12 protein-coding genes and 2 tRNA genes are annotated in these 18660 nt (G+C 70.3%); 6 read left to right on the top strand and 8 right to left on the bottom strand.

Annotation, left to right across the window (positions count from 1 at the left end; genetic code table 11):
* The first annotated feature begins 200 nt into the window (after positions 1–200).
* From BJ964_RS05845 to BJ964_RS05865, 5 genes are all read left to right on the top strand, one after another.
* The gene (locus BJ964_RS05845) at positions 201–1199 is read left to right on the top strand and encodes an ornithine cyclodeaminase (protein WP_188119717.1); all 999 of its coding nucleotides are present in this window, start codon (positions 201–203) and stop codon (positions 1197–1199) included.
* A gap of 30 nt (positions 1200–1229) precedes the next feature.
* Entirely contained in the window at positions 1230–2228 is a 999-nt protein-coding gene (sbnA, locus tag BJ964_RS05850; RefSeq protein ID WP_188119718.1) for a 2,3-diaminopropionate biosynthesis protein SbnA, read from the top strand.
* A 19-nt stretch (positions 2229–2247) separates the two neighbouring features.
* Positions 2248–3216: an ornithine carbamoyltransferase gene (locus BJ964_RS05855; protein WP_188119719.1), complete on the top strand. Its 969-nt coding sequence runs from the start codon at positions 2248–2250 to the stop codon at positions 3214–3216.
* A gap of 5 nt (positions 3217–3221) precedes the next feature.
* A complete protein-coding gene (locus BJ964_RS05860; protein WP_188119720.1) occupies positions 3222–3392 on the top strand; it encodes a hypothetical protein in 171 nt (56 codons plus the stop codon).
* A gap of 196 nt (positions 3393–3588) precedes the next feature.
* Complete coding sequence (locus tag BJ964_RS05865; protein WP_188119721.1) at positions 3589–4263, top strand: 4'-phosphopantetheinyl transferase family protein; 675 nt, start codon at positions 3589–3591, stop codon at positions 4261–4263.
* 50 nt (positions 4264–4313) lie between these two features.
* Here BJ964_RS05865 and BJ964_RS05870 read toward each other — a convergent pair whose 3' ends face one another.
* From BJ964_RS05870 to BJ964_RS05880, 3 genes are all read right to left on the bottom strand, one after another.
* Positions 4314–7085 (bottom strand): helix-turn-helix transcriptional regulator, encoded by a 2772-nt coding sequence (locus BJ964_RS05870; protein ID WP_188119722.1) that lies wholly within the window; start codon positions 7083–7085, stop codon positions 4314–4316.
* 98 nt (positions 7086–7183) lie between these two features.
* Positions 7184–8869: a 2-isopropylmalate synthase gene (locus BJ964_RS05875; protein WP_188119723.1), complete on the bottom strand. Its 1686-nt coding sequence runs from the start codon at positions 8867–8869 to the stop codon at positions 7184–7186.
* 31 nt (positions 8870–8900) lie between these two features.
* Positions 8901–9257 (bottom strand): hydroxyisourate hydrolase, encoded by a 357-nt coding sequence (locus tag BJ964_RS05880; RefSeq protein ID WP_188119724.1) that lies wholly within the window; start codon positions 9255–9257, stop codon positions 8901–8903.
* A gap of 225 nt (positions 9258–9482) precedes the next feature.
* Between BJ964_RS05880 and BJ964_RS05885 the strand changes: the two genes are divergently transcribed.
* Complete coding sequence (locus BJ964_RS05885) at positions 9483–9638, top strand: hypothetical protein (protein WP_188119725.1); 156 nt, start codon at positions 9483–9485, stop codon at positions 9636–9638.
* A gap of 71 nt (positions 9639–9709) precedes the next feature.
* On the opposite strand, the gene BJ964_RS05890 is transcribed toward BJ964_RS05885, so the two are convergent.
* The 5 genes from BJ964_RS05890 to BJ964_RS05910 all read right to left on the bottom strand — a co-directional run bounded on the left by BJ964_RS05890 (position 9710) and on the right by BJ964_RS05910 (position 18579).
* A complete protein-coding gene (locus BJ964_RS05890) occupies positions 9710–12748 on the bottom strand; it encodes an AfsR/SARP family transcriptional regulator (RefSeq protein ID WP_188119726.1) in 3039 nt (1012 codons plus the stop codon).
* A 544-nt stretch (positions 12749–13292) separates the two neighbouring features.
* Positions 13293–13369 (bottom strand) — tRNA-Met (locus tag BJ964_RS05895).
* A 960-nt stretch (positions 13370–14329) separates the two neighbouring features.
* Positions 14330–14403 (bottom strand) — tRNA-Met (locus BJ964_RS05900).
* Between the two features lie 62 nt (positions 14404–14465).
* Entirely contained in the window at positions 14466–17423 is a 2958-nt protein-coding gene (locus BJ964_RS05905; protein WP_229806585.1) for a UPF0182 family membrane protein, read from the bottom strand.
* Positions 17424–17550: 127 nt separating this feature from the next.
* Positions 17551–18579: a YlbL family protein gene (locus BJ964_RS05910; protein ID WP_188119728.1), complete on the bottom strand. Its 1029-nt coding sequence runs from the start codon at positions 18577–18579 to the stop codon at positions 17551–17553.
* Positions 18580–18660 lie beyond the last annotated feature (81 nt).

The raw sequence follows: 18660 nt of genomic DNA on the forward strand, positions 1-18660 counted from the left end.
GCCCCCGTTGGTTTCCTTGATGGGAGGTTCATTCACCCGCGGCGGCGAATCCACAGCGGACGGCAGAGATAGGGGTCGCTGGAAGGGCGTACCGGCCCCCTCAGGGGTGCGGTGGAGATAGGCAAAGTATCGAAGCCCGCCGGATGCTCGCCCCGGTCTGGTCTGCCTTGGCGACCACCCGTAGATGGAGTGAGGAGAACATGCCGAGCGAAAGCATTCGTTTCCTGAACCGCGCCGACGTCGCCGTCTGCCTGTCCAAGATGGACGCGACGGAGGTGGTCGCCCAGACGCTTCGCGATCACACTCTCGGCCGCACCGAGCTGCCCGCCGAGGGCTATCTGAGCTGGTCCAACAGTGTCGGCGCGTACAGCCGGGCGATCGCCATGCTGGGCGCCGTGCCGTCCGGCGGCGCGATGTCGTACGGCATGAAGCTGATCAACGCATCGGTCAGCAACCCGGCCCGTGGCCTGGAACGGGCCGGCGGGCTCAGCTTCGCCTTCGACCCGGAGACGGCCCGTCCGGACGTGGTCGCCGAGGCCGGGCTGCTCAGCGCCGTCCGTACCGCCGCCTACACCGTGGTCAGCCTGCGCGAGCTGGGGCCGGAGTCGTTCGACGAGGTGAGCCTCATCGGCACCGGCACGCTGGCCCGGGTGCACCTGGACGCGATCACGGCGGCGTTCCCGGCGGTGCGCCGCGCCTACGTCCACGACCTCGATCCGGCACGCGCCGCCGCGTTCCGGGACGACCTCCGGGAGCTCTGCCCGGAGCTGGAGATCGTGGTGGTGGACAGCGCCGAACGGGCCGCCGGCGCCGCCCCGGTGCTGGTCACCGTGACCACCAGCAACGACCCCTACATCCCGGCCCGGTGGCTGAGCGCCGGCCAGTTCGTCGCGCACGTGTCGCTCGACGACCTCACCGAGGACGCCTTCCGGTCCGCCGAGGCGATCTTCGTCGACGACCTGGAACTGATCCGGGAGAACCCGCGCCGGATCATGGGCCGCCTGCTCCAGGAGGACGCCGTGGGCGACCCGCCCAGCCTGGGCGAGGTGCTGATCGGCCGGCATGCCGCACGGCGGCCGGACCGGGGGTACGTGATCAGCAACCCGTTCGGCATGGCGGTCCTGGACGTCGCCCTGATCCACGCCGTCGCCGGCGTCGCGCGGGAGACCGGCGGCGGGCAGCTCCTCGACCTGCTCTGATCCGCATCACCCGACCCTTGTGGAGCTACCATGATCGTCGAATCCGCGCTGGACATACAGTTTCCCGACGTATTCCTCGAGCTGTCCGGCTTCCTCCCGGACAGCCGCCTCTATCTCAAGATCGAGGCGATGAACCCGGCCGGCTCGATCAAGTTCAAGCCGGCCCTCGCCATGGTCGACGACCTGGAGCAGCGTGGCCTGCTCCGGCCGGGCAGCCGGATCATCGAGTCGTCCTCCGGCAACCTCGGCATCGCGCTGAGCATCGTGTCCAACGCCCGGGGATACCGCTTCACCTGCGTCACCGACATGAACACCGCCCCGGCCACGATCGAGCTGATGCGGGCGTACGGGGCCCACGTCGTCGTGATCGACAAGCGGGACACCAACGGCGGCTACCTGTCGATGCGCCTGCAGTACCTCCAGGACCGGATCCGGGCCGACCCGGCGCTGGTCTGGCCCAACCAGTACGCCAACCCGATCAACACGATGGCGCACTACCACACCACGGCGGCCGAGATCCTCAAGGAGTTCCCGCAGGTCGACGCGGTGTTCGTGGGCGCCGGCACGACCGGGACGCTGACCGGCTGCGCGCAGTACTTCGCCCGACACCGGCCGGAGACCGAGGTGTTCGCGGTCGACATCATCGGGTCGACCACGTTCGGGACGCCGCCGGGCCGCCGGCACATCCCGGGCCTGGGCACCAGCCGTACGCCCGCGATCGCCTCCCTGCAACACGTCACCGACCTGGTGATGGTCTCCGAGCACGACGCCGTACAGGCCTGCCGGCGGTTGCGTGACAGCCACTGGCTGCTCGGCGGCGGCTCGACCGGCGCGGTGCTCAGCGGGGTGGCCGCCCGGGCGGGGATGCTGCGCCCCGGTTCGGTGGTCGTGGCGATCAGCCCCGACCTCGGCGACCGCTACGCCGGCACCCTGTACGACCCCGGCTGGCTCGCCGAACGCGGACTCGACCGGCCCACGGCGCCGGCCGGCCTGCTCGAGCCCGCGGGCTCCTACTCCGAAGCCCACTGACCAGCACACGGAGGAACCCATGTCCCTGTCCGAAGCCTTCACCGGGTTGCCGCCCCGGCGCGACCCGCGCGGGCTGCTCTCCCTGGCCGACCTCACCCCGGACCGGCTGGCCGCGCTGGCCCGCCGTTCCGTCGAGTTCTACCGTGATCCCACCGCACACCGCGATCCGCTGCGGGGGCTGCTCGTCGGTGTGGTCTTCACCCGTACCTCCACCCGGACCCGGACCGCGTTCACCGCGGGCGTCGAACGGCTCGGCGGCCGGGCGGTCGGCTACGGTCCCGGCGATCTCCAGACCAACACCGGCGAGTCGCCGGCCGACACGGCCCGCATGTTCGGGCTGATGCTGGACGGCATCGTCACCCGTACCGCCGGACCGCTGGCCGACATGCGGGAGCTGTCCGCGGAGAGCGGCCTGCCGGTGGTCAACGCGATGGCCGCCGAGGAACACCCGACCCAGGGTGTCTGCGATCTGGCCACGATCCTGCTGCACCGCGGCTCGCTGGACGGGGTGCGGGTGCTCTACGTGGGCGAGGGCAACAACACGGCGACCGCGCTGGCCCAGGGGCTCAGCAACTTCGCCGACGCCCGGCTGCACCTGCTCACCCCGGACGGCTACGGGCTGCCCGAGAACGTGCTGAAGGAGACCACCGCCCGGGCGTCCGGCAACGGCGGCTTCGTCACCGAGTCGCACGACGCGTCGGCCGTGCCGGCCGACGTCGACTTCGTCTACACCACGCGCTGGCAGACCACCGGCACGAGCAAACCCGACGCGTCGTGGCGGGAGACCTTCCGGCCCTTCCACATCGACGAGACATTCCTTTCCGGTACGCCGGGCGCGCTCTTCCTGCACGATCTGCCGGCCCATCGGGGTGAGGAGGTGTCCGGAGCCGTCCTGGACGGGCCGCGCTCGGTCGCGTGGTCGCAGGCGCGGATGAAGCTGTGCAGCGCGATGGCGGTGCTCGAGTACGCGTTCGCCGGGCAGGGCTGATCGCCGTGGGCGCGGACGATGCGGTGACCCGGATCGCCGGCCTGCTGCGCTCGGCCCATTCCCTGCGGGTGCGTTCGGCGATGCGCCAGGCCGACGAGATCCTCGCGTCGGTGGCGCCCGCCGACCGGGCCACGGTCATGGACCGGGCCATCCACCTGGCTCTCCGCGACCGCTAGACACGGCGAGGGGCTCACCGGCGGACAGACGCCGGTGAGCCCCTCGCCGTGTGGCATCCGCCGCCCCTAGCCGGCGGCAGGGTACCCCGGCTGCGGTTCCGCCCCGCCGGACCGGCCAATAATCTGGATTCATGTCCATTGTCGAGAAGGTTGGGCCCCGTCCGCCGGCGTGCGCCGAACCGGTATCGGGGACGTCATGATCGAGACCATCCTGCCCGGCGCCGTCACCGCGGTCGACACCTTCACGGACCCGCCCCAGGCGACGCTGTTCCCCGAGGAGGAGTCGCTGATCAGCGCCGCCGTGCACAAGCGGCGCGCCGAGTTCACCACCGGCCGCTGGTGCGCCCGCCAGGCGATGCGGCGGATCGGGCACCGCCCGTCGGCGATCCTGCCCGGCCCGCGCGGCGAGCCCCGCTGGCCCGACGGCCTGGTCGGCAGCATCACCCACTGTCCCGGGTACCGAGCGGCCGTCGTCGCGCCGACCGCGCGCGTCACCACGGTCGGCATCGACGCCGAGGTGCACGAGCCGGCCCCGCCCGGCGTGCTGGAGGCGGTCTCCCAGCCGGAGGAGCGCGACCACCTCGCGGCCCTGCGGCGCGACCATCCCGGCGTGCACTGGGACCGCCTGCTGTTCAGCGCCAAGGAGTCGGTCTACAAGGCGTGGTACCCGTTGACCGCGCGGTGGCTCGACTTCGAGGACGCCCGCGTCACCTTCTACCCGGCGACGGCCACCTTCACGGCCCGGCTCGACGTCACCGGTGCGCGCCTGCACGGCGCCGACCTGACCGGATTCACCGGCCGCTGGGTGATCGGCAACGGCCTGCTGGTCACCGCCATCACGATCCTGGAACCGGCTCTCGCCGCCGCCTGAGAAACGCCCGGCCTTCCGGCCGGGCGTTTCGGCGTCGGTGCGAGCGGACGTCAGCCGGTCACGATGTGGTCCCGCACCAGGTGCGCCGGCAGATCGGTACGGCGGGTGACGTTGAGCTTCCGGTAGATCCGGGTCAGGTGCTGCTCCACGGTGCTGATCGTGATGTACAGCTTCTTGGAGATCTCCCGGTTCGTGTAGCCGTCCGCGGCCAGGACGGCCACCCGCCGCTCGGCCTCGCTCAGCGTCGCGGCCGGGGTGGGTGACGCGACCACCTGTGCCCGGGCGTCCTCCGCGCCGCCCGGTTCCGGGTTCAGCGTCGCCAGCAGCGGCTCCGCCTCGATCTTCTCGACCAGGGCACGCGCCCGCTGGGCGATCATGCCGGACCGCCGCGGCTCACCCAGCGCCTGGAACGCGCCGGTGAGGTCGACCAGCGCGCGGGCCTGCTCGTACTCGTCGGCGGTCTGCAACTCCACGGCCTGGCGCAGGAACATCGGGCGGTGGCGCAGTTCGCCGGCCGCCGCGTACAGGCGCATCGCCATGCCCTGCACCCGCGGGTTCTCCTTGCCGCAGCGGTGCAGCTGCTCCTCGACGAGCTTGTGCGCCCGGTCCGGCCGGCCCAGCCGCAGCAGCGCCTCGGCCGCGTCCACCCGCCACGGGACCAGCCCGGGCGTGTCCAGCTGCCACCGGCCGGCCAGCTCGCCGCAGTACTCGAAGTCGCGCAGCGCCAGGTGCAGTTGCCCGATCGCCATGCTGTACCGGCCGCGCGCCTGGAGATAGTGCAGGCCGTACCGGGTCTGGAACATCTCCTCCGGCACCGGCTGGTCGAGCTGCTCGCGGACCAGGTCGTAGCGGCCCATCGCGGTGGCCGCGATCATCATGGGCGCTGCCACGGAACCGATCGCGACACCCCAGCTGGTCGGCGGCATCACCTCCAGGGCGAGCCGCGCGTGGCGTACCGCGGCCGGCAGGTCGCCCACCCGCAGCGACACCTCGGCGCGGATCGCCGACAGGCGGGCCAGCCGGCTGGGCGCGCGCCGGGTGACGGCCTCCTCGACGAACAGGTCGCACCAGGACGCCGCCTGGTCGGACCAGCCGCCGTAGGTGAGCGCCAGCAGCGCGCTCTCCACGGTGTCGAGGCTCATCTCGTCCAGCCGGGAGTTGTGCAGGATCCGGGCGACCGCGGTGGCGATCTTCTCGGACGGGCCCCGGGTGAGGACCGTGGCCAGCGCGGACGCCGCCTCGAGCCGGTGGCTGGAGGCGACCGTCGACACCACCGGGGGCCGCTCGGCGGGCTGGCGCAGCAGAGCGAAGAACGACGGGTACGTCGAGCGCAGCAGCGGCCGCGCGATGGCCAGCTCGGTGAGGCCCTCCTGGTCCAGGTCGTCGCCGGCATCGTTGAGGTGCTCGAACACCGACCGCGCGTCGGTGAACCGGCCGTCCCACAGCAGCGCCTTGGTCAGCGCCAGGGCGTCGCCGCCGCGCAGATGGCCCCGGCGCAGGGCCGCGGTCAGCTCGGACAGGTAACCGGTCGAGGTGCCCGGGTTGATCCGCCAGGCGGCCCGCAGCATGGTCGTCATGATCTTCGCGCGGTGCTGCTCGTCGCCGCAGGCCTGCCAGGCCAGCCGCAGGTAGCGCATCGCGGCGTCCACCCGGCCCTCGCGCAGCGCCCAGCGGGCGGCGTCCTCGAGCACCGGGACGGCCCACCGCTCCTCGGCCCGTCCGGCGCCGAGCAGCTGATCGGCGACCACCCGGCTGGGCGCACCGCCGTGGTGGGCCAGGACCGCGGCCCGGCGGTGCAGCTCGCACCGCTCCTCGCCGTCGATCTCGGCGAGCACCGCGTCACGGGCCACCGGGTGCCGGAACTCGCCCTGGTGCAGGATGCCGGCGGCGGTCAGCGCCCGTACCGCCTGGCCGATCTGTGCCGTCTCGACACCGATCAGCTGGTCCAGGAAGCCGGCCCCGGGCAGGATGGCGGCGCCGCGGGCCACCCGGGCCAGGCGCGGGTCGGCGCGGTGCAGGCAGGAGACGACCGCCCGGGCGTAGTGGCCGCCGGCGACCGGTTCGTCGTCCGGGGCGCCGCCCTCGGCCAGAATCTGCCGGTGGTCCTCGATCAGGCCCGCGACCAGCAGCGGGTTGCCGCCGCTGAGCTGGTGCCAGCGGACCGCGGTGCGCCCGGCATCGTCGTCGGCCAGCACGCCGGCGGCCATCTGGCGTACGCCCTCCGCGGTCAGCGTGGCGAGCGTGAGGTGCGCGCCCTGCGGAGGCCGGCTCAGCGCCTCCAGCTCGAGAGCCGGCTCGTCCGGGCGCCCGTGCCCGGAGTGGCTGAACACCACCAGCAGCGGCGCGAACCGTACTCGCCGGGCCAGGTAGGCCAGGCAGAGCACGGACGCCGGGTCGGCGTGGTCCAGGTCGTCGACGACGATCACCAGCGGATAGCGCTGGGCCAGCTCGAGCAGGACGGTGCAGAGCCCGTGCACGATCTGCGGGTCCAGGCGGGCGGCGCCGTCCGGACCGGCTGGGACGCTCTGCGCACCCTCGTGCAGCAGGTCCATGGCACGCCGGCTCTCCTCGGCGACCAGCGGGGCGTCCATCAGCAGCTGGCCGAAGACGCCGAGCGGCAGGTTCCGTTCGGCACGCGAGCCGACGGCGGTGATGGCCAGGCCGTTCAGGTCCAGGACCCGCTCGGCGAACGTGTTAAGCAGTTCGGTCTTACCGGTGGCCACGGAACCCGTGACCATCGCGACCCGTCCCTTTCCGGCGACGGCGGCGGCGAGCATGCCGTCCAGCACCGCCATCGCGGCGTCCCGTTCCACCAGTTCCATGATCTTCCCTCGTTAGCGGTTTCGACCTGTGCCCCGAACGCTACGGGTGCTCCTTGTCGATGCGTTATCTCCTACTTATCGCCCGTGACCTGCGGTTATCAGCTCGCTCGGGCGAGTGGGGCGGTGCTGCGCGAGCGCTCGGCGGTACGGCCGAGCCGGGCCGCGGCGGAGCGGACCGCCGCCAGGATCGCGGTCTCCACGTCGTCGTCGACGGCGACGCCCCACAGTGGCCGGTCGCCGGTGCGCAACTCGGCGTAGACGCCGGTCCCGCCGGTGTGCGCCAGGCCGGTCCCGGTCCGGTGCACGGCCCGCAGATCGATGCGCCAGGCCGCGAGACGTTCCTTGACCCGTTCCACCGCGTCCGTCCGGACCGCGCCGACCTCGAAGGCCGCGCCGTCGACGTGCACCACCACGGACACCCCGGGCGGCGGCAGCGGCACCGGCAGCAGCGGCCGGGTGACGTACTCGCGGGTGAACAGCTCGACGATCCGGTCGGCGCTGATCGGGCCGCCCTCGGCGTCGGCGCGGGCCTGCACCAGCTCGGCGAACTCCAGCTGGAGGTCCCGGGGCATGTTGAGGCCGAGGTGGGAGCTGATCACGTACGCCACCCCGCCCTTGCCGGACTGGCTGTTGATCCGTACGACGGTCTCGTAGGTGCGCCCCACGTCGCCCGGGTCGATCGGCAGATAGGGGATCTCCCAGGCGGTCGCGCCGGTGCGCTTGCGCTCGTCGAAGCCCTTCTTGATGGCGTCCTGGTGCGACCCGGAGAAGGCGGTGTAGACGAGGTCACCGGCGTACGGATGCCGCGGGTGCACCGGGATCCGCGTGCACTCCTCGACGACCCGCCGGACCTCGTTGATGTCGGAGAAGTCGACGCCCGGGTCGATGCCCTGGCTGAACAGGTTGAGCGCGAGCGTCACGAGGTCGACGTTGCCGGCCCGCTCACCGTTGCCGAGCAGGCATCCCTCGATCCGCTGGGCCCCGGCCAGCAGTGCCATCTCGGCGGACGCCACGCCGGTGCCCCGGTCGTTGTGCGGGTGCACCGACAGACAGACGTGCTCGCGGCGGCTCAGCCCACGGTCCATGTATTCGATCTGGTCGGCGAACACGTTGGGGGTGGACCGTTCCACCGTGGTCGGGAAGTTGAGGATGATGGGGCGGCCCGCCCCGGGCTGCCACACGTCCATCACGGCCTCGCAGACCTCCAGCGAGAAGTCCAGCTCGGTGTCGTTGAACAGCTCCGGCGAGTACTGGAAGCCGAGGTCGCAGCCGGCCAGGGTGCGGTCGGCGTATTTCAGCATGAGCCGGGTGCTCTGCACCGCCAGTTCCTTGCACTCGGCCCGGTCCATCCCGAAGACCACCCGGCGGAACTGCGGCGAGGTGGCGTTGTAGATGTGGATGGTGGCCCGCGGCGCACCCTCCAGGCTCTCCACGGTCCGGCGGATCAGCTCGTCGCGGGCCTGCACCAGCACGGAGATCCGGACGTCGTCCGGGATCAGGTCCTTCTCGATGAGCAGCCGCAGGAAGTCGTGGTCGTCCCGGCTCGCGACCGGGAACCCGACCTCGATCTCCCGGTAGCCCATCGAGGTCAGCAGCCGGAACATCCGCAGCTTGCGCTGTGGGCTCATCGGGTTGGCCAGCGACTGGTTGCCGTCGCGCAGATCGGTGGAGAGCCACCGTGGGGCCGAGGTGATGGTCCGCCCTGGCCAGGCACGCTCCGCGTTCGTCACCGGCGCGGCCGGCCGCACGTACTTCTCCACCGCCCGCCGAAACTGTTCCGACATGACTCTCCCTGATTTCCGCAAACGGGACCTCTCAGCCCCGGAATCCAAAATCCATCGAGTACGAATAGGGCGCGAGCCGCACCTGGATCTGGCAACTGTCGGACTCGTCGGCCAGCCGCACGACGACCGAGATCTCCTTGTAGGCGGCGCTCAGCCCCAGCATGGCGAAATAGGCGTCGCTGTCGAAGACGATCTGGTACGGCCCCCGCCCGAACCGTTCCGCGGTCCAGTCCTTGATGCAGCCGTCGCTGTCCGTCTCCGTCTCGTCGACGGTCAGCCAGTCGTCGAGCTCACGGCCGAGATCCGAGATCCTCCGCTGAAGGCGTACCTGAACACCGGCTGCCGGCCGTCCGTAGACGACGTCCACTGCTTGCGCGGAGATACTCATGAGGCTTCACCCTGCCGTCGTTTCCGTGGCGTCACCGCCCCTTGGCGCCCATCCTCGGTTATCGCGTTATCGCCGCGCATTCTCTTCGTTATCGCCGGGCCGGCCACCGACAAAAGCCGTGGACAAAGCATTTGATAACTCGGCGATAGGGGTGGTCCATAACGTCTTCGGTGTCGACACGGAATGCACCGGGTCGGAAAACCCCTACCGAAGGATGACCTTCCCATGCGCTCTATCGCCCGCTTCGCCCTGGCCGCCGTCGCTGGAATCGCCTTCGCCGTTCTCGGCGCCGGCGCCGCGCACGCCGACGACACGGCGACGACGGACACCACTCAGACCACGACGACGGTTTCGCCCACGGGCATCGAACCCTGGAACTGAGATCAGCCTCGCCGACGAAATAGGGAAAGGCATCCGGTCGGATGCCTTTCCCTATTTCGAGTACGGACCGATCAACCGATGCTGCATCGCCCATTCACCCGGGCGAGAACAGTCAGCACGCTCTCCTCCAGCACCGGGGCGCGCATCTCGCGGAACATGTCCCGGGCCCGTTCCAGATGGGTGATCGCCGTCTCCCGGTTCCCGCTCGCGAGTTCCAGTTCGCCGAGCCGGAATTCGAATCTCGCCTCGAGGATCGGCTTGCCGCTGGTGGCCGCCCGCTCCCGGCCGGTGGACAGGGCCGCCCGGGCCGCCGCGTGGTCGCCGCCCGCCAGGTGCGCGGCGCCCATTCCGAGCAGCACGTACGACTCGCCGATCACATCGCCGAGATCCCGCGTCGCGGCCAGCACGTCGTTGAAGACCGCCACTGCCTCGTGCGCGTCGCCGGCCTGGAGATGGGCCTGACCGAGCCGGTACAGCGCCTGCGCCTCGATCCGCCGGCTGCCGGACCGGCGGCTGACGTCAAGCGACTCGACGAGCAGGACGGTGGCCTTCGCCGGCTCCCCGCGATCCAGCTCGACCTGCGCCATGTTGTGCAGGATGTGCGCGATCGCTGCCACGTCTTCGACCCGGCGCAGGACCGTGAGCGCCTGCTCGTACCGGCGGTACGCCTCACCGAGCTGGCCGTCCATTCGCTCCAGGTAGGCAAGGTGCCGGTTCGCCACCGCAGCGCCGTGTTCCTCACCGAGTGCCTCGAACTGCGCCACCGAGTCGTCCAGGTACCGGCGCGCGTCGGCGAGCCGGCTCTCCACGACACCCAGGGAGCCCATCGAGTACCGGATCACCGCCTGACCGAACCGGTCGCCGGCCTGCTGTGCGGCGGCCAGAGCGATCTCGTTGGTCTCCCGCCAGTCGTTGAGATAGTCCCGCGACTCGAACAGCATGACCGAGGTGATCGTCAGACCCCAGGAGTAGTCGGCGGCGCCCACCTTGGCCGCCTGGCGGATCGCCGCCACGATGCACTGCCGTTCCCGTTCGAACCAGTCAAGCGGGTCGCTCAGGATCCGATCCGTAGCCCGCGGCGGAAGCTCCCAGCGAGCCGCCCGGCTGCGCAACGGATTGCCTTGCCCGTTGAACTTGCGGTGCGCCTCCTCGGCGAGGAAGAGCATCCCGCCGAACGCGCGCCGAAGCGCGGCGGTCCGCTCGGCCAGCGGCTCCTCGGCGGCCAGGCGCTCCCGGGCGAAGACCCGGATGAGGTCGTGCATCCGGTACTGACGGTGCCGGCTGTGCTCGGTGCCGACGGTCTCCACGAGCTGCGCGTCCACCAGCTCGTCGAGCAGGTCGTGGGCGTCCGGCAGCGGTTCGTCGAGAAGCGCGGCGCAGACCCAGGCCGAGAAGTCCGGGCAGTCGACCACGGCTAGCAGGCGGAACAGCCGCCGGGCCGGATCGCTGATGTTGTCGTAGGTGATCGAGATGCTGACCCGTACGCCCATGGCGCCGTGGTTGAGCTCGTCGAGCCGCCGCGACTCGTTCTCCAGCCGGTCGACCAGGTCCTCGACCGTCCAGTGCGGACGCGCCGACAGCCGGGCGCCGGCGATCCGCAGGGCCAGTGGCAGCCGTCCGCACAGGTCGATGAGCTCCTCGGACGCCTCCCGCTCGGCCCGGACCCGGTCGTCGCCGGCGATCCGGGACAGCAGGTCGAGGCACTGCGGCGGGTCCAGCACGTCGATGTCGACGTGCACGGCGCCGGGCAGGGCCCCGAGCCGGCTGCGGGTGGTGACCAGCACGGCGGTACGCGGATTGCCCGGCAGCAGCGGCAGCACCTGGGCCTCGGATCCGACGTTGTCGAGCACGACCAGCATCCGCCGGTCGGACAGCAGCCCGCGGTACATCTCCGCGCGCTCCTCCAGCCCGTCCGGGATCGAGGTGCCGGCCACCCCGAGGGTCCGCAGGAACCGTTCCAGGATCTGCATCGGGCTGACCCGGTCCGAGCTGCGGCCGTGCAGGTCGGCGAAGAGCTGCCCGTCGGGGTAGCGGGGCGCCAGCCGGTGCGAGACGTGGACGCCCAGCGCCGTCTTCCCGATGCCCGGTTTGCCGGCCACCACGATGATCGGCACGGCCAGCTGGTCGGTGTTCGCCGCGGCCATCGCGAGCTGCAACTGGATCGCGTCGATCTGCCGGCTGCGGCCGGTGAAGTCGGCGATGTCGGTGGGCAGCATGCACGGCGCCGGCTGGCCGGGGCGGGCCGGGGGCGCCGGATCGGCAGGCGCCCGGACCGGCTCCGGCTCGCCGGTCACGATGCCCAGGGACGGCACGTCCGGCCCCGGTACGGCGATCGGCGCGGCGACGGTGACCGCCTCGGGCGCGCTGAGGTCGGCGTCCGAGGTGAGGATGGAGCGTTCCAACTGCTGCAACCACTCGCTCGGCTCCAGGCCCAGTTCGTCGATCAGCGTGCGGCGGGCCGCACGATAGGCGTCCAGCGCCTCGGCCTGCCGCCCGGAACGGTAGAGCGCCAGCATGAGCTGGCCGCGCAGTCGCTCCCGTAGGGGGTGGGTGCCGACCAGGCCGACCAGCTCCGGGATCACCTCGCGGTGCCGGCCCAGCTCCAGGTCGTACTCGATGCAGTCCTCGTTGACGGTGAGCCGCCGCTCGGCGAACCGGTCGGCGACCATCCGCAGCGGCTCGCTGTCGAGCCCGTCCAGCGCCGGGCCGCGCCACAGGGCCAGCGCCTCCCGGTAGCGGGCCGTCGACTCCTCCCGGCGACCGGCGTTGCCGGCGGTCCTGGCCTCCTGGACGAGCCGTTCGTAGCGGTGCAGGTCGATGTCGATCCCGGTGGGCACGAGCACGTACCCCTGATTCCGGGTGGCGATGGCCTTGGGATGGCCGTGCGAGCCGAGCAGCCGGCGCAGCGCGGAGACGCAGATCTGCACCTGGACCCGGGCGCTGGACGGAAGGCTCTCGCCGTAGACCGCTTTCATCAGGCGGTCGATGGAGATGACCGTTCCGGCTTCCAGAACGAGACTGGCCAGAACGATCTGCTGACGGTTACCGCCGATGTCGAGTCGCTGGCCGTCGACGACCGCTTCCAGCGGTCCCAATACGTGAAACTCCATGGGCGCCTCTACCGCCCGTCAGGTGGAAGTCGCTGCGCCGGTATATCGCCTAGTTGCCCCCTTCTGTCGTTTGGATCCGCATTTCTCGGGCCGAAGACGGGTCGCCGGTGGATTCGTGTGCGCAAGTCTCTGTCCCCCATGAGTCGCCCCGAGCCTACGAACTATCCGAAGTGGTCGCCACCTCCCGTCCACTAATCGGATACCAACTGACCAAGACATAGTGCCCGATCTATCGGTTACGCCCATTGGAGACGCTCCCACCAGGGATGGCGGCGCGAATGCGATCGCTCTCATGGCATTCGCACAGGAACGTTCTGAGCTGCGATTTCGACGATGCGGGCGGGTTACGGCGAGGTTACCGGCCGATGTCGATCATGAAGAGTGAACGGCACCCTGGCGACTTTCCGACAGGTGGACACCTATGAAACGAATACACATTCACTTGTTCCGGCCTTTCGGGGCCACGCCGGAATGGACAGCGAACGAATCGGGCCCCGGAGAAACGGAAAACGCGGTCCGTCTGCTGACGAACCGCGTTTTCCGTTGGTAGCGGGGACAGGATTTGAACCTGCGACCTCTGGGTTATGAGCCCAGCGAGCTACCGAGCTGCTCCACCCCGCGTCGGTAGGTAAAGCTTAGCTCGTCCTCCGCGGGGCCCGCACACCACCCCCCTCCTCAGGCGGCGGATGCCGCCCACGCAGCGAAAACCCACTCCTCCGGCGTGTGCGCCGGTCGGCGCACACGTACCGGTCTCCGTGGTCGCCCGCCCGCGTCACAGCGGCAGACCGGGCACACGGGCAGCGCGACGTGAGCGCCCGCCGGGCCGGACAGCACGGGCAGCACGACGCGAACACCCGCCAGGCCGGACAGCGCGGCGTGAGCGCCCGCCAGGCCGGACAGCACGGCGTGAGCGCCCGCCAGGCCGGACAGCACGGGCGACGCAACGTGAGCGCCCGCCGAGCCGGACAGCACGGCGTGAGCACCCGCCAGGCCGGACAGCACGGGCGACGGATGACAGTGGGGCAATTGACCAGCAGGGTCTCCGCTGAGAGCCGGCCGGACCACCGACCTCCGCCGACGGTCGCGGCACAGGGCTGGCCCCTGGCGGCTTGGCGCGGGAAGCCACTGGAACGGGCAGGAATCGCCGGGGCAGCACAGCCCCCGTACAAGAAGGAGGGCAGGAGAGGCACGCGCGGGCCACGCAGACGTCAGGAACGGACCGAGCCCTGCGCACGGGACGGCCGCCGCGGCGCCGACGCCTACGAACCCCGTTCATCCCGCCGGAGCCCCGCGCACGGGACGGCCGCCGCGGCGCCGACGTCTACGAGCCCGTTCATCCCGCCGAGTCCGGCGCGAGGACGGCCGAGGGCCTGGGGTTCACCGGCGAGAAGTGGCTACGGGCCGAACGGAAGCGCACAAAGCGGAGAGAAACACTGTCGCAGCCACGCGGCGAGCGGGCGACAGGTCACCCGGCGGGGCCGGCCCACCCAGCGCAATCACCGCACCGTGGGCTCTGGGGCTCGGCCTCAGGAGGGAAATACGAAGAAGGGCCCGGTCCGCGGACCGGGCCCTTCTTATTCGTAGCGGGGACAGGATTTGAACCTGCGACCTCTGGGTTATGAGCCCAGCGAGCTACCGAGCTGCTCCACCCCGCGTCGGTTTCTTAACCCTAGCGCACCGACTCCGGGGACCGCAAAACGGCCCCCGGAGACGATCGTCACCCGCCCGATGTTCCCGACGGGCTGGCAGCCGTGGACGGGCTCGGCGACGTGCTCGGCGACGTGCTCGGCGCGGCGCCGGGCTTGCTGGCCGCCTGGAAGCGGGCCATAGCCTCGTCGAGGGCCTTGAGCGCCTCACCCTGCTTGGCGAAGTCGCCGGCCTGCTGCGCGGCGCGCAGGTCCTCGATGGCCTTGTCGACGTCCGCGGCCGCCTGGGCCAGCTCGGCGCTGATCTGGCCGGGCGGCTGGTTGGTGGACGGCGGGGTCGTCGGGGTCGTCGGGGTGCCGCCGGTGCTGGGCGGGGCGGCCTTACCGAGGGCCGCGAGTGCTTCGAGACCGCCGGTGAGGTTGTCCGCGAGGACGACGTAGTTGCCGGCGTCACCGTAGGAGACCAGCACCTTCTGGAGCAGTGGCGCCGTGCTGGCCTGGCTGTCCCGCACGTAGACGGGTTCGACGTACAGGATGTCGTCGGCCAGTGGCAGCGAGATCAGGTTGCCGTAGAGAACCGTCGCCTGGCCACTACGGGTGAGCAGGGTCAACTGGTTGGAGACGGAGGAGTTGTTGACCATCCGCTGGTGCACCTGGACCGGACCGGGCACGACCGTGTTGTCGGGCAGCTCGAGAACTTCGAGCCGGGGTTGCCCGTCGACGTAGGAGCCGGAGATCAGGGCCGCCATGTTCTCCCGGTTGGCCGGGGTGACCCCGGAGGTCAGCTGGAACCGGGTCTCCTCCTGCTCGGGCAGCTTGACGTTCAGGTAGAACGGCGGCTGCTTGCCGCTCGACGGCGAGTCCGGAGCGTTCGGGACCTGCCAGAAGTCGTCGCCGGAGAAGAACGTCCGCGCGTCGGTGACGTGGAACTTGGTGAGCAGGTTGCGCTGCACCTTGAACAGGTCGGCCGGGTAGCGGAAGTGCTCGGCAAGCGCCGCCGGGATCTGGCTCTTCGGGACGATCAGGTCGCCGCCGAACGCCTTGTTCCACGCCTTGAGAACCGGGTCCTGCTCGTCGAACTCGTAGAGCGTCACGGTGCCGTCGTACGCGTCGACGGTCGCCTTGACCGAGTTGCGCATGTAGTTGACGTCGTCCTTGGCCAGGGCGAAGGAACCGGTGCCGGTCAGCTCGTCACGCGTCTCGGTGGCCAGGTTGATCTTCTGGGCGTACGGGTAGGTCTTCGCGGTCGTGTAGCCGTCGAGGATCCAGGTGATCCGCCCGTTGACGACGGCCGGGTACGGGTCGCCGTCGATGGTGAGGAACGGCGCGACCTTGGCGACCCGCTCACGGGGCTCCCGGATGTACATCAGCCGGGAGTCCGCGTTGACCGCGTCGGAGAGCAGGAAGTTGCTCTCGGTGTTCTTGATCGCGAAGACCATCCGGCGGAAGAACGAGCCGATCTCGACGCCGCCCTTGCCCTCGTACGTGTAGAGCACGTCACCGCTGCTGGCGTTCTGCTCCTGCGGCCGGTCGAACTCGACGTTCTTGTTCTCGTCATCCTGGCCGACGATCACGTACTCGGTGGACTGCTCGCCGTAGTAGATCCGCGGCTGCTCCGCCTTGATCAGGTCGGTCGCCTCGGAGCAGTCGGTCTGGCCCTGCCCGCCACCACCGAGGAAGCCGGACACGAAGTACGGCAGACCGGTGCCGCAGACCCGGTTGGCCGGCGCCGCCACCAGGCCGTAGCCGTGGGTGTAGACGGTGTGCCGGTTGATCCAGTTGCGCTGCTGGGCGGTGAGCTTGTCGTCGTTTATCTCGCGGGCGCCGACCACGTAGTCCTGGCTCTTGCCGTCGATCGTGTAGCGGTCGACGTCCAGCTTCTCGCCGAAGTCGTAGAAGCCACGGGGCTGCTGGGACTGGGTGAACGCCTGGGAGACGAGCTGCGGGTCGACCAGCCGGACGTTCTGCGCGCTGGTGTCGGCGGCCAGTGTCTCCGGTGGCCGGGCACTGCGGGCCGCGTACTGCGTGACGTCGGTGTTCTCCAACCCGAACGCCGCCCTGGTCGCTTCGATCGACCGTAAGATGTAGGGCGACTCCTTGTCCGAGAGGCTGGGCTTGACCTGGAAGTTCTGCACCGCCAGCGGGTAGATGCCGCCGATCGCCACGGCCGAGATGGCCAGCAGGGCGAGCGAGACACCGGGCCAGACCAGGTTCCGCATCACCGCGTTCGAGAAGACGATGATCGCGATCGCCACCACCACGGAGATGTAGGCGAGGATCTCCTTGGCCGGAAGCAGCGCGTTGACGTCGGTGTAGCCGGCGCCGTAGAGATCCGGCGACACGTGCTTCTCCAGCAGCAGGGCCCGCCGGTCCAGCACGTAGGCCACCGCCTTGAGCAGCACGAAGACCGCGACCAGGGTGGTCAGGTGGGCACGCGCCGCCACGGTCATCCGGTCGCCGACGCCCTGGAGGCGCACACCGCCGAAGATGTAGTGCACCGCCAGCGCGCCGAGCACCGACAGCACCACGGCCGTGAAGCCGAGCCCGAGCAGGTAGCGCAACCACGGGTACTCGAACACGTAGAACGAGATGTCGATGTTGAACTGCGGGTCCGGGACGCCGAACGGTTCGCCGTTGCGGAACAGCATCCAGTCGCTCCACCGGCTCTGCGCGGAGAGGCCCGCGAAGAAGCCGATGACCAGACCGGTCACCGCGATCCACGTCCCCAGGCGCGGGGCGAGGATCATCCGGTAGCGCTCGAGGGTGGCCTGTTCGGCGGAGTGCGGGCGCAGCAGCGGCCGCAGGCGGTACGCCAGGTAGAGGTTACCGGCGACGATCAGGGTCATCACCACACCGACCGCCACGAACAGGACGAGGCGGGTCAGCAGCACCCCGGAGAAGACACTCGTCTTCTGGACCTCGGAGAACCACAGATAGTCGGTGTACGCGTCGATACCCCAACCGAGCAGCGTGAATAGGACGAAGACCCCGACCAGGACGCCGACGGTGACGCGACCGCGCCGGCTCATCCTCGGTAGAGGACTGTTACGCATGACCACGTTGGCTCCACACTTCCTCTGGCCGGTTCTTCACCTTACGATGTCGCATCCAGCTTCGATACGCGGCAGAACTGTCTCGTCACTCCTGGCACACACATCACGATGCCGAGCACGGTTTCGGGGTGTTACCGGAGGTGAAGGCCTGTAGCGCGGTGAGCGCGTCGTCCACCGTGGCCACCTCGGCCATCGGCAGGCCGGGCACGGCGTTCCGCAGCGCCTCCGCACAGTTCTCCCGGGGGACCAGGAAGAGCTCGGCGCCGGCCTTCTTCGCGCCGACCAGCTTCTGCGGGATGCCGCCGATCGGGCCGACGTTGCCGCTGTCGTCGATGGTGCCGGTGCCCGCGATCACCTTGCCGCCGGTCAGGTCCTCGGGGCGCATCTTGTCGATGATGCCGAGGGTGAACATCAGGCCGGCGCTCGGCCCACCGATCTTGTCGAGGTCGATCTCGATCTCGTACGGGTTGGGCTGCTTGGTGTCGATCTCGATGCCGATCCGCGGCGTGCCGTCCTTCTCGTCGGCGCGCGAGGTGATCTGCGCCGTGGCCGGCTGCCCGCCCCGGGTGTAGGCGACCGTCAGGGTGGACCCGGCCGGCTTGCTCCGGACCAGCTCGGTCACCTGGGCGCGGTCGGTGATCGCGGTGCCGTCGACCGCGGTGATCACGTCGTCCGCCCGCAACACGCCCTCGGCCGCACCACCCGGGGTGACCTTGGCCACGTAGACCTGCACCGGGTAACCGAGCTCACGCAGAGCCACCGTCTCGGCGCTGCTCTGCGACTGCTTCCACTCCTGGGCGTTCTGCTCCTGGACCTGCTTCTCGCTCTGGTCCGGCGGGTAGATCAGCTCACGCGGCACCACCGCGTCGGAGTTGCTCAGCCAGCTGCGGATCGCCTGGACCAGCTCCACCTGTGACTGCACGTTGACGGTGGTCAGGCGCAACTGGCCGGCCGACTTCGAGGTCTCGCCCTTCGTGACCTGGATGACCTCGGTGCCGTTGTCCGAACCGAGGGTGTCGACCGTGGGGCCGGGCTTGAGCACCACGTAGGGCATCGGTGCGACCATGACACCGGCAGCCAGGAGTGCGGTGATCAGGGCGCCGAGGATGACGGTGACACCGCGACGTCTCATGCGCGGAAGCGTACCCACCCTGTCTGAGTTCTCTCTGAGCTGACACCGCCCTCAGTCCGCTACGGGGTTTTCGCGCGTACC

It is taken from the genome of Actinoplanes lobatus (assembly GCF_014205215.1).
Lineage (GTDB): Bacteria > Actinomycetota > Actinomycetes > Mycobacteriales > Micromonosporaceae > Actinoplanes > Actinoplanes lobatus.

Coding starts and splice junctions, on each gene's coding strand:
- BJ964_RS05885 (WP_188119725.1), top strand. CDS start 9,483: ATGCGCTCTATCGCCCGCTTCGCCCTGGCCGCCGTCGCTGGAATCGCC.
- BJ964_RS05865 (WP_188119721.1), top strand. CDS start 3,589: ATGATCGAGACCATCCTGCCCGGCGCCGTCACCGCGGTCGACACCTTC.
- BJ964_RS05845 (WP_188119717.1), top strand. CDS start 201: ATGCCGAGCGAAAGCATTCGTTTCCTGAACCGCGCCGACGTCGCCGTC.
- BJ964_RS05875 (WP_188119723.1), bottom strand. CDS start 8,869: ATGTCGGAACAGTTTCGGCGGGCGGTGGAGAAGTACGTGCGGCCGGCC.
- BJ964_RS05855 (WP_188119719.1), top strand. CDS start 2,248: ATGTCCCTGTCCGAAGCCTTCACCGGGTTGCCGCCCCGGCGCGACCCG.
- BJ964_RS05905 (WP_229806585.1), bottom strand. CDS start 17,423: ATGAGCCGGCGCGGTCGCGTCACCGTCGGCGTCCTGGTCGGGGTCTTC.
- sbnA (WP_188119718.1), top strand. CDS start 1,230: ATGATCGTCGAATCCGCGCTGGACATACAGTTTCCCGACGTATTCCTC.
- BJ964_RS05890 (WP_188119726.1), bottom strand. CDS start 12,748: ATGGAGTTTCACGTATTGGGACCGCTGGAAGCGGTCGTCGACGGCCAG.
- BJ964_RS05870 (WP_188119722.1), bottom strand. CDS start 7,085: ATGGAACTGGTGGAACGGGACGCCGCGATGGCGGTGCTGGACGGCATG.
- BJ964_RS05910 (WP_188119728.1), bottom strand. CDS start 18,579: ATGAGACGTCGCGGTGTCACCGTCATCCTCGGCGCCCTGATCACCGCA.
- BJ964_RS05880 (WP_188119724.1), bottom strand. CDS start 9,257: ATGAGTATCTCCGCGCAAGCAGTGGACGTCGTCTACGGACGGCCGGCA.